Origin of the sequence: Bacteroides sp. OF03-11BH, assembly GCF_003604005.1 — a bacterium.
GTDB classification, from domain to species: Bacteria; Bacteroidota; Bacteroidia; order Bacteroidales; family Bacteroidaceae; genus Bacteroides; species Bacteroides ovatus.
In genome coordinates, this window is the sequence record NZ_QTMW01000023.1 from 1 (window position 1) to 15,220 (window position 15,220).

Below are 15,220 nucleotides of genomic sequence, written 5' to 3' on the forward strand. Positions count from 1 at the left end.
AAGAATGAAAAAAGGGCGACAAGATAGAATCGCGGAGACGCTTACTTTCACGTTTTTTCTTTTTCAAACTGTACCTTTCCACAATAAAAGCACTACCTTTGTCAATTATGTATGTAATATACAATATAAAATGAACGACAATAAATTAAAAAACAAAACAGTCCCTTTCAACTACGCCCGCTGCTACAACGAGCAATGTCCGAAAGCTTGTAACTGCCTGCGTCGGGTGGCTGCACTTCTCACTACCGCTGACACGTCCTACATCAGCATCGTAAACCCAATGTGTATTCCGGCCACCGGCATTGACTGTCCTCACTTCCAAAACGCAGAAAAGATACATGTGGCATGGGGTATCAGCCACCTGCTGGACAACGTACCTTATAAGGACGGAACAAACATCAAGCAACAACTGATCGGGCATTTCGGAAAAACTCTTTACTATCGCTTTTATCGCGAAGAACGCTTCCTAAGCCCCGCAGATCAAAACTATATCCGCCAACTTTTTCACCGGAAAGGTATCACCGAAGAACCGGTCTTGGACAGTTACACGGATGAGTATAATTGGTAAAGCTGCGTTCTAACTAGTTTCCAGCCTGCTGAAACTTTTTGTTTCAAGCGCTAGAAACCATTCGTTTCAAGGTATGAAACAAAAAATGGAACTAGTTGAAAACAAAAGAAACCCTGATGAAAAGGCAGGTGAAGCTTAGGCCTTCACCCGCTATCACCGATGAACAAAGCGATGCAGAAGATGTTGAAGAGGTGAGAGGAATTTGAAGAGAAAAAGATAAGATATTTATTTCAACCACCTTACCTTCATTAGAGTTAGAACGCACCTTTATTAATTACAGTTTCTTCAGGTATAATTTCTATTTCATCAGGAAACAGCCATTATATTATTCGCTTGTTTCTATCTTTTTGATGATTCGTGCCGGATTGCCGGCTACGATTGTCATCGCCGGAACATCTTTAGTTACCACGCTACCGGCTCCCACTATCGCTCCATAGCCAATCCTTACACCTGGAAGTATGGTCGAATTTATGCCAATCCACACCTTGTCTTCAATCACAATCGGACGTCCGTATGTGGCACTGCGGTTATCCGGATCCGGATCATGATTAATAGTTATCAAGTTGACTTTCGGCCCGATAAACACATCATTACCAATCGTAATACCACCTCGTCCGAAAAACGTGCAGCATTGCTGGATGAAACATCGCTTACCAATTTTGACAGGTTTACCATAATCAATGTAGAGTGGCGGCAGGACGGTGGTGGTTGCATCCAGTTCTTTGTCAAGAATACGTTCCATATATTCATGCACCTCTTCAGGCGTACGATACCCCGTGTTCATCTCGGTTGCAGTCTTTATGGTAGCGAAAATATCCGCAATCAGTTCATCATAACCCGGTTCATCAGGTGAGACCATCTCACCGCTCAAGTCTTTTGCAAAAATATCGTTCATCATTTAATTGTTTTAATTGTATATAGCTATTACTACTGTTTACTCATAATTTATTATTTCAGGTTCTTTCTGAAGAAGTCCTCCAATTTGTCGAAAGGAATCGTACGGTCGTAGAGATCAGTATGGTTCGCTCCAGGGATAATCATCAATTCTTTATTATCACCTGTCAACTTTTTGAAAGCATCCTCACTGAAATAACGCGAATGGGCATTTTCACCATGAATAAGAAGTACGGGGCGGGAAATCTCATGAATATAAGCTAATAGCGGCATATTGATAAAAGACAGCGTCATCGTAGGACTCCATGCACCATTGGAATTGATAGAGCGAACGTGGAAACCACGGTTAGTCTTGTAATAATCGAAATAATCCTTGACGAATTGTGGCTCTTCACCGGTGATGCTGTCAGGCAACCCAGGGACACCGGGAGTGATTGTACCACTCTGCGCGTCACGGGTACGGATAACATTCATCATCTCCCTTTTTTTGTTGCGGTCGTCGGCACTATCCTCTGCGTCGAAATAACCATTAGCATTCACACGGCTCATATCGTACATCGTCGAAGCCACTGTAGCCTTAATACGTGTATCCATAGCAGCAGCATTTAGTCCCATCCCACCGAAACCACAGATACCAATAATCCCGATGCGCTCTGCATCCACATCAGGCAATGCTGTGAGAAAATCGACTGCTGCGCTGAAATCTTCGGTATTGATGTCCGGTGAAGCTACATTACGAGGTTCACCGCCACTCTCACCGGTATATGAGGGGTCAAATGCAAGAGTAAGGAACCCACGTTCCGCCATTGTCTGTGCATAAAGACCGGATGCCTGTTCCTTTACAGCTCCGAAAGGACCGCTCACAGCTATGGCAGCGAGTTTGCCTTCAACATTCTTGGGTTCGTAGAGGTCGGCAGCAAGTATGATGCCGTAACGGTTCTTAAACGTCACCTTGCGGTGGTTTACCTTGTCACTTTGCGGGAATTTCTTATCCCATTCTTGAGTAAGATTCAATGTTTCCATATTATCACTTGTTTCTTGATTTGTTTTACTATTTGTGCAACCTGCGCCCGCAAGCATGACGGTTCCTAACAAGGCTGCGATTGCCACGGATGTAAGATTCGTTGTTTTCATTCTGCTATTACTTAAATGGTTGTTGAATTATTCTTTCTTATTTTACAGCGCAAAGGTAAAGCAAAAGCCCCACAGCGGCATTGCTGTGAGGCTCAAATAGTATTGCTCAAAAGCTCAATATAAAACTATCCCGATTTACACAAATAAGAATTCTATGCAAATATGGCGGTCGGTGATATACCATATTGTTTCTTGAATGCGGTTGAAAAATGGGAAGGATTCTTAAACCCTACTTCTGCGTAGACGTCCACAACCTTTTTACCGCCTTCCTTCATCTTGTTGTAAGCCACCTCAAGACGCTTGCGAATAAGCCACTTTTCAGGTGTCAGGTCACTTATCTTCTTGAAGTCCCGCTTGAACGTGGCAAGGCTGCGCCCGGTATAATGAGCCATTTCCTCCATTGTGAACTCATACATGTAGTTCTCGCTCATAAATTCCAGAATATCTATTTTCCACGGCTCGTTGAAATCGAAAAGCGTCGGGGCAAACCGTTCATCTATATCCAACAAAGCGAGCAGACCTTCCTGTATCTTCAGATTCATAAAATCATCTTTCGGTTTTACTTCAGGATTGAAATAAGGTGTCATTGAAGCGAAAAGGCTTGCGAGTTCCACCGTTTGGGGCAGTTTTATCACATCCGAATCAAGTTTTGGAGTATTGACGGGTACTCTCCGCTGTCCCAATTTGCGATACATCTCACGTAAAAAACGACGTGTAAACATCAGGAAAATACCACAATACCGCTCACCGTTGTACGTTCTCTTATACATTGTTATATGATGATCGCGGGGGATAAAGACACATTCGCCTTTTCTGACATGAATTTGTTCTTTTCCATTATCGAGAATCATCTCACCTGAATACACATAGTTGATAGCATATTCACGAGAACGGTGTATACAACCGCCAAGGTCATCATAATAGAAGCTGTAAAATACATTGTTATAATTGAATATAAGCTTCATTGGTTCTACTTGTTCCGCATCGCCTTTAGTCATAACATTGAGTGTTTTTTTAATTTCCAATCGCAAATGTAACAAAAGAATTCTGTTTCTTAACGGCTCATTATCCTTTTATTTGTGTGAGTAGAAACATTAGTTACATGATAACTAATCGAAAACACTCAATATTTATCGGTCATCACAAAAACCAACTCCCCTCCCTTCATAATTTCCGAATGATGTATCCTGAAATTCTCAACGGGTTCGCCATTCCACGTTACCGACTTCACATACTTATTCTCATTCGACAATCCTTTTGCTTGCATCGTGAACGTTTTATCATTCGGTAATGAAATAGTAACTTCTTCCACCTGTGGTGCTCCCAATATATATTCTCCCCCAATCGGATTCACCGGATAGAACCCCATTGCAGAGAAGATATACCATGCTGACATTTGTCCACAATCATCATTTCCACACAATCCATCCGGTTTGGGGAGGTAAAAACGGTCAAAGATTTCACGAATGAGCTGTTGGGTTTTATAAGGTTGTCCGGCATAGTTATACAAATAAGCTACATGATGACTGGGTTCATTGCCATGTGCATATTGTCCGATAAGTCCGGTTACGTCTTGCGTGAACCCTGTATTTTCTGCGGATGATTCTAAAAAGAATAAAGAATCCAGTTTGTTAACGAACTTCTCTTTGCCTCCGAGTAAATCGATTAATCCCTCCACGTCATGTTGCACGTGCCAAGTATATTGCCAGGCATTTCCTTCTGTATAATCTCCGCCGGAAGTAGCAGCATGAGACAATAAGAATGTATTAAAAGGTGTACGCCATTTTCCTTTCGAATCCTTTCCCCGCATCATAGTCGTAGAGGGATCCAACAGATTCTTGTAGTAGGAAGCCCGGCGGGAGAAATAAGCATAATCTTTCTCTTTTCCTAAAGATTTCGCCATGCGGGCTACACAATAATCATCATAGGCGGACTCTAATGTACGGGAAACCGACTCTTTGGGGATGATGTCGAAAGGATAATATCCATAACGATCATAAACCTCCCAGTCCGAATGTTGATGGCTTACGGTAGAACTTCCACGGATAGCGGCATACGCCTCTTCCACGTCAAATCCCCGGAAACCTTTCAGATAGGCGTCCACGATGACAGGGATAGCATGATTGCCTATCATGCAATGTGCCTCTTTTCCCCACAATGCCCAGATAGGAAGATACCCCATCGTGCGATAGTGTTCGAGCATACTCTGTATCATTCCGTCCACCCGCTCCGGGGAGAGAATGGTGTACAAGGGATGAGCTGCACGATAGGTGTCCCAAAGGGAAAGCGTGGAATAATAAGAGCCCGTCTTTGACGGTATACACTTTATCGTCAGCACCCCGATAACGTCCGTCCGTGTCCGCCATGTCGTTGGGCTGGATAAACAGGTGATAAAGCGAAGTATAAAAATTCTTTTTCTGTTCGTCGCTACCCGTCACCTTTACCCGATCAAACAAGTTGTTCCATTGTCGGCGGGCCTCCATACGAATCTTATCGAAGTCCCATCCCGGATTCTCTTTCGCTAACGCCGCTTTCGCGCCTTCCAAGCAAACGGAAGAGAGCGCTATTTTCACTTGCAGCGTATCACCTTCAGCAAGGTCGAAATCAAGAATAAGTCGTTTCGCCTTCTCCCCTCCTGCCGACGGAAGCACTTCACGTACAACATACGGTTTGTCAAAAGAGAGCACATAATAGTATTGTCGCTTTACCCAATTTTCTACCACTTGATGACCTGTGATGGTATGATTATCGGGCATATCCATTTCAGCAGACAAGACATGCGTCTTCAGCCGTTCTTTATCCCAAACGATCCCGTTCTGGAGGTCTACCAGTAAACGGGCAGGAGCAGCAGAATGATAAACGTAACGATGGAAAGCGGTACGCTGCGTGGAGGTCAATTCCACGTCCACAGCAGCATCCGTCAGTCGGACGGAATAGTATCCGGGAGACGCCTTTTCGGATTTTTTATCAAACTTGCTTCTATAGACTCCGTCTTTCACTTCCCCACTGAAAGGCAATAGAAGAACGTCTCCCAAATCGGGACACCCCGTCCCACTCAAATGTGTCTGGGCGAAACCGATAAGGGAATCATCCGCAAAGTTATATCCGCTACAATACTTCCATTCGTCATTGCCCGTTTCGGAGCTTGCTTGAATGAAACCGAAAGGTACACAGGCTCCGGGAAAGGTATGTCCGTTGTCGGAGGTACCAACGAATGGATCAGCATATCGAATATAATCATCATCCATGTCCGTCCGGAAGAACAATGTTCCATAGCCGGGGCCATCACACCATTTGGAAGCGCCCTCTGCTGACATCTTGGAGAGAACCCGGCGAGTATACGGCATATCCAATCCCTTGCGGGTGACGTAATGATTGTATACGATCTCATAGATTGGCCGAAACACTCCCCGTAATTTGTCCGAGATAGTTTGCCAGTTGCAATATCGGCCCGAAATATCAGTCCACGTAATAAAGGGAACGGATTCTCCCAAGTTATATTTCGCTGTATATTCGTAACCGGTCAACAAACGGTTGTCAAGAGCGGCGTACATCTTCTCATCCCCCTGATTGTAAGCGGTTTCGCAGGCTTCCGCCAAATTACCTAAGCCGAACATCACGTGGTCTTGATCGCGACCGCTCTCCTGACACTGTCCGTTCTCACCGATATAATTCTTAATCGTTCCGTTGTCGTGCCCGTTGTAATAGAAGTGAACTGCCTGATTGTAGAGAGCCTCATCTTCGAGGAAAATGCCGAAAGCCATGTATGCTTTGGTAGCAGCAGCCCCCCAGTTGCCGTTTGTATATGGTTTCGCCTTGAAGAAAGTGTCTAATACAGGAATGAATACCGTTCGCAACATCTTCTCCCAACCGGCAATCTCCGCCGGAGTGACTTTGGAATAAGTATGTTTAATTAGTTCTGCCGCGTTCGCCAACATACTGCCTTGTAGAGAGGCGCATAGTGGGTCGTCATTGTCGTTCTGACCTATCAGTTTCAGCGTGGTGCTGTAAGCATTCAATATCTCTATCGACTTGCGGGCGTGGGCTTCATCTCCGGTAAGGGTCCACATCAAGGCGTTGAGATAAGCTGCCTTATGATCGTCTTCACTAGGGCGTTTGGTATGTTTGTTCACTCCCAAGCGGGCTATCACCTCAAAAGGGCCTTGCATCTGATAAGTGGACGAAGCACAAGAATCAGCTTCGAGCAATCGGTAAGAACTGTAAGCCGGCTCTATCCGGTGATCTACGTAATATTTCATCCTCTCCAGGCTCTCTTTCGTATGGAGAATACCCGGATGCATGAACTTGTTCGCTTCGGACAAAGATTGTCCGGCACGTATCTTCTTCCATCTCATGAGTGCTTCAATGTAATAATAATCAGCATAGATAATAGAGGCATCTATCTCATCGTCGGCTGGATAGTGTCCGGTAGAGTGCAGCAGAAGAGCAGGATTCTTATCACGGCTTTGATACTTCTTCGTAGAAAGGTTGCGGAGCATCTTCTCCGCCAATTTATAATATTTATCTGCCCGCTCCTTATCGTCTTCCAGCGTCGACAGTTCCAATAAAGCTGAAGCAACAACTGCCGCTACCGAAGCATCTCTGGGAGCGGTTGGGATATCGGGAGCATCGAAGTCCCAATAAGGGATCAAGTCGGCAGGCAGGCGACGGATGTAGAGGTCTGCCACTTTTTCGGCAAAGCGAAGATATTCTTTGTCACGTGTTTCACGATAGACCATCGTATATCCGTAGATAGCCCATGCCTGTCCGCGCGCCCACATCGAAGCATCGCTATATCCTTGATGGGTGATTCCTTTGATGAGTTTTCCGGAAATGGTATCGTAGATAGCTACATGGTAACAAGAACCGTCTGTACGGAAATGGTTAGCTTTCGTCACACGAGCATGAGACAAAGCGATATCATAGAGCCTCTTCCCTCCTCCATTCTTGGCAGCCCAGAAAAGAAGTTCCAGATTCATCATGTTGTCGATAATCGTGTTATGAGGCCAATTGCTTTCTTTCACTTTCCAAGGCCATGATAAGATAGTACCTACACGGGGATTGTAAAGTTTTGCCAGTTCGTCCGCACTTTTCAACAGGATATCTTTGTAATAGTCATCTTTCGTTAGACGATAAGCATGACCGTAGCTACAAAACATTTGAAATCCCATATCGTGACTGGTAACTTTGCCCGACAGAGACTCCAGCAATTTTGTAAAATGAATAGCTTTTTCCTTTATCTCCGGCTCATGACTGTATTCGTAATCATACCACAGGACTCCCGGAAAAAATCCGCTTGTCCAGTCGTGGGGACTCACCATATCCCACGATGACTTACCGGCTTCAATAGCTCTCGGAAGTTTCGAAGAAGTTCCTATCGCTTTCAATGTTTTATGTATTTGCCGGTTACAGTAAGCCAGTTCTTTTTCTTGGGCACCGGCTATACAGATAACGCATAAACTTATCCACAAAGAGAGTATTCTTTTCTTTATCATTTACCTATATTTTAATGATGTATATAATAACAAGAGGGTGTATCAAAAGTCTACAGTAACTCAAGACACACCCTCCCTTTATCCTTTTTTTACCTATTTTTTTACCTTATAATTGGAAGGTGATTAGTTTTCTTTCAAATATTTAATCAGTTCTGCCTCGTTTCTAAAGGATTTCGTCCATTTAATAGTATAAGGTGTCACAGTACCCGAATAAACCATATCTGCAAGTTTTATTTTAACAGTCATATCAAATGATTTATCAGTAGGTATTGGATTTCCGGTGAAGGTACCTTTAGTCAGATCCCAATAATAAACGGTACCATAATCTTTTTCAATAATTGAATGTGAGTTAAGTCCGTATTGATTACTTTTATCATTCACAAAAGACCCATAACCATTAGTAGGAGAATCGAATGTTATCGCTTTCTTCTCCGGCAATCCTTCTATTACAATTGCAATAACCGGATAATTACCTACATGCAATGTCAAATCGTTCTGTATATCTCCTCTGTATTTTTCACCAGATTTAGCCGGCGTCACAACCAAATTATCTCCATCATTTTTTTCTGTTGCACCACTCGTTATTACCGACCATTCGCTTCCTTTCGCATCAATAGCTCCTTCACTCGGCGGCATACCCGATTCTGTACGGAACAGTAGTGTCCCATATCCCGGATGGTCACACCACATTGCATCCCCTTCCGGAGAGATTCTGGATATCACCTGTTGCGTATACGGCATTTCCAGACCTTTGCGAGTTACGTAATGATTGTAAGCAATCTCAAATACCGGTCGGAATTTTCCTCTATCGTCATCAGAGATATTATTCCATCTCACTCCTGTCACATCCGTGAAAGGCTCAAAAGGCACATCGTATCCAAGATTATACTTAGCTGTATACTCATACCCTTTCATTAGTCTGTTTTCCGATGCGCTCCAAAGCGTCTCGTTGCCCTGATTATAAGCAATTTCGCAGGCTTCTGCCAGATGGCCTATTCCCAGCATCGTGTGATTTTGGTCACGTCCACTTTCCTGACACTGTCCGCTCTCCATAATATAGTTCGTCAAACTTCCGTTGTCGTGCCCCTCATAGAAAAACGTCACCGCTTCGTTATAGAAACTTTCGTCATCCAAAAAGATACCGAATGCCATAAAAGCCTTGATAGCAGCGGTTCCCCAGTTGCCGTTTGCATAAGGAGATTTGGCAAAGAAGTTTCTCAATACCGGAATAAATACGTTACGAAACATATTCTCCCAGGACTTGACATCCGTATCTGATACCGAAGGATAAGTATGTCTCATCAGTTCAGCGGCATTAGCAAGAAGAAATCCCTGCAAAGCAGCGCACAGGGGAGCGTCATTATCACTCATGTCAATCTCACGCAATGTGCCGGCATAAGCGTTCAATATCTCAATCGACTTTTGAGCGTGCGCCGGATTCTGGGTAATACACCACATAATAGCGTTCAGATAAGCAGCTTCGTGATCTTCTTCGCTCGGAGTCTTGGTCGCCGAAGTGTTCTGTCCGAAACGTGAAATAACCGTGAAAGGGCCTTGAATCTCATAAGTAGACGAAGGCAAAGGACTCTGTTGCAACAGTCTGTAACAATCTATTGCAGGAGAAACATTCCCATTCACAAAGTTCTGCATCCGGGTAATGGAAGCTGTCGTGTGTAGAATACCGGGATGAACGAACTCCATAGAAGGTCCCACTTCCGTATAGTTGGGATTCGGATTGGGCGGCGGAGGCGTATTATCTTCCTGACACGAAACAAACGTAAACAACAAGCATAATATCGGTAGTATATATTTCATTTTCATATGAATATCATTTTAAAGGTTCAACATTCGATTACCAACCCGGATTATTACCCAATTCGTGACCGTTGGACAAAGAGTTCAGCCACTGCAAAGGAATCGGACGCAATTTAAACTTCCTCTCAAACGACTCTTGTGTCAAGGTAGTCTTGATTGTCCCACCATAGATGTTGGATACATCCCAGTTATACTTCAACACACGTTCCGCCAGTTTGCCGGTGCGTTGCAAGTCGTTCCAGCGTGATCCTTCACCAAGGAGTTCTTTGGCTCTTTCATCCAAAATATTGTCTATCGTGACATTGGAATAACGAGAAAGCCCACCCTGCGGAGAATGTTTTTCAGCACGGGAAACAACGTAGTTAATATATTTTTCGGCATTAGCCTGATCGTTGTTATTCATCACTGCCGCTTCCGCCGCAATCAGACAAGTTTCCGCCAAACGGAAGAGATAGATATCACGCGTTCCCGAACCGGATTCGTCTTCCCTATACTCCGCGTTTCCATCTTTGAATTTCCAGATAGGAAGACAGGTACGAGAAGTTGAGTTCGTCGTCTGATAAGCGTGTTTGTAGTAATCATCATTCGCCCAATTTGTATCATCCCCCATCGGGTAGTTGAATACTTTGTATCTTACTCCATTCTTGTCCGTTTCAGCCCAATACTTATATTCAGGATCGGTAGGTACCGGGAAATAGATAATCTTATCACCTTTGGCGAACACTCCATCTACAGGAGTAGTACACTGGAACCAGTTCTTACCTGCATCCTTTCCGTCTGTGGAAGTACTCGCATTACCATTCAAAGGACTCATAAAGGTCACAGAAGGACGTCTGTCTTTCTGCCAGTCATACATCATATAAGCAAATTTAGTAGGAATCGCTTCTACATGCATACTCGCATTACCATAATAACTGTCTTTTCCCAACCCCAGCCATCCGCCAATAGCATAAGGCATCATATACCATTGATTCCAGATATTGGTGTTGTAGTTAGCTCCGTCAGCAAAACCGATAGGGAAAATAATTTCATCGTTTATCTCATTCGACTGACGATGAACCATCGCATAGTCATCCAACAACTTATGTCCGGAATTAAGATATACATCTTCCGCATCCTTGAATGCGTTTTCAAAATCCTTCGGATCGGCATACTCTTCATAACCACGTGTCAGATAAGCCAACGCACGGATATGTTTCGCTGCAGCTTTGGACATGCGTCCGTAGTTGGAACCCGTTTGACGCCAGGGAAGAACACTAATGGCTTCTTCCAAATCTGTAAAAATCTGCTGGTAGAAAGCGGCGCCATTCGAATACTCGACAGTATAGCTCGGCTCTTTAGACTCGTTGATTTTCAACGGTCCCTGTCCCCAGTTCCTCACAATCTCAAACAAATACCAGGCTCTCAACGCTTTGGCTTCAGCCACAAGCTGTGTCAACGCACTGGGTTCTATTCCATCAGGGTCGTCTGTCTTCAAAATGACACTCTTCGAACGATCGATAGCAGCATTTACATTGTTCAACGCATTGAAATAAGAACTCCACATCGCATAAATCGTACCGTTATTTGACTGATAAGTAGTGGTATACTGATTCATTGCCGCTACTTCCGTCGGATAATTCTGTGTGAAGACATCCGTACCTTGTTGTGTAAATATCTGATAAGTAGTCGTATTATAGATATTTTTCAAGTTTGAGTAGCAACCTACAATCAGACTCTCATATCCACCCTTTGTCTGATAGTATTTGTCCGCTGACTGGCTGGAATGGTTCACTTCGTCCAGAAAATCAGAACAAGCAGTCATTCCAAAAGTAAATAACAGAAGCGTATACTTCAAATATCTTTTGTTTATCATAGATCTGTTTTTTTAAAATGAAATATTAACACCAAGTAAAGCATTCATAGTCATACCGTCCGTATCTCCAATGTTAGTAAGATCAGGCTGTTCGGGATCAAGACCTCTGAACTTCGTAAGAATGAAAGGATTCTGTACAGTCACATAGATGCGGGCGTTATCCAGTCCCCATTTTGACATCAGTCTCTTGTTTAAAGTATATCCCAACGTGATATAGGAAACTTTCAGGAAGTCTGTTCTTTCATAGGCGATATTACCTCTGGAACCCATTTGTGAGGGACGTCCCATGGTATTCGAAGGATTCTCCGGCGTCCAATAATTAGTCCGCAGATTGTTGAAGTTCTGGCTATTCCATTCTAATGCGAAGTTCTCAAAGAAACGGTCGTACTGTGTGGCTCCCGCCTGGAAATACATGTGGAATGAAAAGTCGAAATCATAGATCTTGAACATATTTGTCATACCTCCTGTCCAGTCCGGTGTTCTCTTGCCGTCGATGATATAGTCATCGTCCGTCAGCTTGCCGTCATTGTTATAGTCTTTAATCTTGAAGTTACCCGGTACACAACCATATTTTGCAGCCTCTTCTTCTTCTTCCAACTGCCATACGCCAATTGTATTTTGAGTCCAGTTCGTATCTACCGGCTTACCGATGAAACGCTTGTCAGAATAGCGTCCTCTCATGCCTTGCAGATGAATGGAATAATTGCTAAGATCTTCTTCGTCAGCCAGACTTACGATTTCGTTTTTGTTGTAAGCCAGGTTGATGGTCGTATTCCAGGCAAAGTTCTTGGTCATGATATTCGCGGTATTCAACTGCAACTCAAATCCGCTGTTTCTTACGGAACCTACATTCGAAGTAACCGACGAATAACCCAAATGAACAGGAATATTACGTTTCATCAACAGGTCATTGGTAGTACGATTGTAGTACTCAATGTTACCCGAAATCCGTTGGTTTAAGAAACCGAAATCAAGACCTACGTTATATTCTGAAGTACGCTCCCAAGTCAGCATCGGATTGGCAATGTTGGCAGGAAGATTTCCTACGGAAGTAGACGTTCCGAACGGATAATATACAGACCCCGAAATGGTACCTTCGGATGCATAAGGAGACACAGAGTTGGTATTTCCCGCCTGACCATAGCTGAAACGCAGTTTCAGGTTGGACAACCAATCCAGATTCTTGGCAAAGTCTTCTTCAGTGATTCTCCACGCAATAGCTGCGGAAGGGAAAAGCGCCCATTTATTTCCTTCGGACAAACGTGAAGAACCATCATAGCGCAAGCTGGCTGTAAGCAAATATCTATCCATCAGCCCATAGTTGATTCTACCTACATAAGACATCATCGTCCACTGGCTGAAATTGGAGCTCAAACTCTCGATAGCTCCCCCATTCAGGTTATACCAAAGTGAATTAAAAGACAAGTCCTTGCTTGCACCATACAATCTGTCGTACTGATACTTTTGAGCGGAGAACACTCCGGTCGCAGTAATAGAATGAACGGACTTCTTCCAAGTATAGTTCACAATATTATCCCAAATCCAACTCAATGAATTATCTTTCGTCGCATTCGCCTTAGCACCTTTGGCAGTTCCCTGCTGTGCTTTTGTCCACACTCCGATATAATCCCCCATGGAAGTCTGTGTAAAATAGGGAGAAAATGAAGAAGTAAGCTCCAAATTCTCAATAGGTGTTATTTTAAGATAAATATTGCTTTGCAGGTTGAGGCTCTTCACTTGTGAGCGTTGGTTTTGAGAAGTAACCAACGGATTGAAAAGATTATTGCCGGAATATTTCCATATCTCCTCACCTGTCACCAAGCTATTCGGATGTTGAGTAGGACGCATACGGAACACATCACGCAACAAGTCCCAGTTACCTTTTTCACGAATACTGTGAACCGCATACATACTTCCTCCGAAAGAAACATGCTTATTAATAGTGATGTCTATTACCGAACGCAAGTTGTAGCGTGTATATTCTTGCAGCTGAATCATACCATCTTCGAAATAATAGCCGCCAGAGAAACCGTATTTCACAGCTTCCGTGCCACCAAGTGCCGACAAGCTATGGTTTGTCATAAAGGCGGGACTGGACACAGCGTCCAACCAATCGAAATATTTACCTTCTTTCACCGCCTGCAATTCGGACGGGTCGGTAAAAATTTGTTCGTCTCTCTTATAAATATAGTTGGGAGCTCCGCCACGGGTAGCCTCTCTCGCCAGCTGCACATATTCGTCACCGGACATCATATCGGGCAAGTTTGTATAAGATCTCACACCAACATAACCGTTATAGGAAATTTTCGGCTTACCAGTCTGTCCTCTTTTGGTCGTTACGATGATTACACCGTTTGCGCCACTGGAACCATAAATAGCCGTTGCCGAAGCATCCTTCAGGACGTCAATCTTTTCAATATCGTCCGGATTGACAAAATCCAGATTACCACCGGGAACCCCGTCAATGACAATCAAAGGAGACGAAGAGGCGGTGATAGAGTTGATACCACGAATCTTTATATCGTAGCCTCCACCCGGTTTGTTATTCGAACGTGTGATGGTCACACCGGACAACTCTCCTTGCAACGCACCTGCGGAGTTCGTTTTCCCACCTCTAAGCAGAGTTGTATTGGAGACAGAAGCAACAGAACCAGTCAGGTCGGACTTTTTTACAGAGCCGTAACCTACCACCACTACTTCGTTCAATGACTTCGCATCTTCACGCAATACAACATTCAGAAAGTTTTGAGCGGATATTTTTATTTTTTGTGTCGTGTAACCAAGATAAGAGATTTCAACTTCATCCCCTGCTGCTACTTCCAAAGAGAAATTACCGTTCATATCCGTTATCACTCCCTTTTTTGTTCGGGGAACGATCACATTAGCCCCCACCACAGGAAGGTCTGCTTCATCTTTTACGATACCTGTTATCTTCTTTTCCGAACCGCTTGCGCGTCCGTCTTTGTTTGTAGAAGAGACGTTGGGCTTTTTAGCCAAAATGATATGACGTCCTTTAATGGTATATGACAAGTTGGTCTTACTTGCAACCGCATCCAGGACATCTTTCAAGGAACTGTTCGTTTGATTAATTGTGATTCGTTGTTGCTTGTTGATTTCGTCCGAATCATAGAAAAACAAATAGTTGGTCTGCTTTTCTACCATTCGTAACACAGTCTCGAGTTTCTCATTTTTTACTGATATCGATATTTTCTTTTCCTGCGCATACACGTTACCAACTATGCCCTGCAGAATAAATAACAACAAAACAGCAAAGGTTATTTTTGTATTTTTTATGCTTCTTTTTAGGGCAAACCCATAGACAATAGGCTGTTTATTCATACATTTGTAAGTTTTAAGATTAAATACTATTCCGTTCGAAGGAAGTTTAATTTAGGAGATGCATGCATCTCTCGGAGAGAAGAGGATTCGCCAAAATCTTCTTCTCTTTTTTTAAGGCTA

General features: G+C 43.6%; 8 protein-coding genes and 2 pseudogenes. 1 reads left to right on the forward strand and 9 read right to left on the reverse strand.

Annotated elements, in window-relative coordinates; all coding sequences use genetic code 11:
- Nucleotides 1-130 precede the first annotated feature (130 nt).
- Nucleotides 131-568: a DUF6078 family protein gene (locus DXA54_RS16810; RefSeq protein WP_032852629.1), complete on the forward strand. Its 438-nt coding sequence runs from the start codon at nt 131-133 to the stop codon at nt 566-568.
- 325 nt (nt 569-893) lie between these two features.
- Here the strand turns inward: DXA54_RS16810 and DXA54_RS16815 are convergent, their stop codons facing one another.
- From DXA54_RS16815 to DXA54_RS16845, 9 genes and pseudogenes are all read right to left on the reverse strand, one after another.
- Nucleotides 894-1,463, reverse strand: coding sequence for a DapH/DapD/GlmU-related protein (locus DXA54_RS16815; RefSeq protein WP_032852630.1), 570 nt, complete (start codon nt 1,461-1,463; stop codon nt 894-896).
- Nucleotides 1,464-1,516: 53 nt separating this feature from the next.
- Entirely contained in the window at nt 1,517-2,596 is a 1,080-nt protein-coding gene (locus DXA54_RS16820; protein ID WP_120080109.1) for an alpha/beta hydrolase, read from the reverse strand.
- Between the two features lie 152 nt (nt 2,597-2,748).
- Nucleotides 2,749-3,594: a helix-turn-helix domain-containing protein gene (locus DXA54_RS16825; protein WP_032852522.1), complete on the reverse strand. Its 846-nt coding sequence runs from the start codon at nt 3,592-3,594 to the stop codon at nt 2,749-2,751.
- A gap of 125 nt (nt 3,595-3,719) precedes the next feature.
- Complete coding sequence (locus DXA54_RS28540) at nt 3,720-4,934, reverse strand: GH92 family glycosyl hydrolase (protein ID WP_232284330.1); 1,215 nt, start codon at nt 4,932-4,934, stop codon at nt 3,720-3,722.
- 37 nt (nt 4,935-4,971) lie between these two features.
- A pseudogene (locus tag DXA54_RS28545) lies at nt 4,972-6,897 on the reverse strand (alginate lyase family protein); the annotation flags it as partial.
- An 18-nt stretch (nt 6,898-6,915) separates the two neighbouring features.
- Nucleotides 6,916-8,088: pseudogene (locus DXA54_RS28550) on the reverse strand (glycoside hydrolase family 88 protein); the annotation flags it as partial.
- Nucleotides 8,089-8,214: 126 nt separating this feature from the next.
- Nucleotides 8,215-9,912, reverse strand: a complete 1,698-nt coding sequence (locus DXA54_RS16835; protein ID WP_032852523.1) for a DUF4979 domain-containing protein — start codon at nt 9,910-9,912, stop codon at nt 8,215-8,217.
- 31 nt (nt 9,913-9,943) lie between these two features.
- Nucleotides 9,944-11,761, reverse strand: a complete 1,818-nt coding sequence (locus DXA54_RS16840; RefSeq protein WP_120080111.1) for a RagB/SusD family nutrient uptake outer membrane protein — start codon at nt 11,759-11,761, stop codon at nt 9,944-9,946.
- A gap of 12 nt (nt 11,762-11,773) precedes the next feature.
- Nucleotides 11,774-15,100, reverse strand: coding sequence for a TonB-dependent receptor (locus DXA54_RS16845; RefSeq protein ID WP_120080113.1), 3,327 nt, complete (start codon nt 15,098-15,100; stop codon nt 11,774-11,776).
- Between the last annotated feature and the right edge of the window lie 120 nt (nt 15,101-15,220).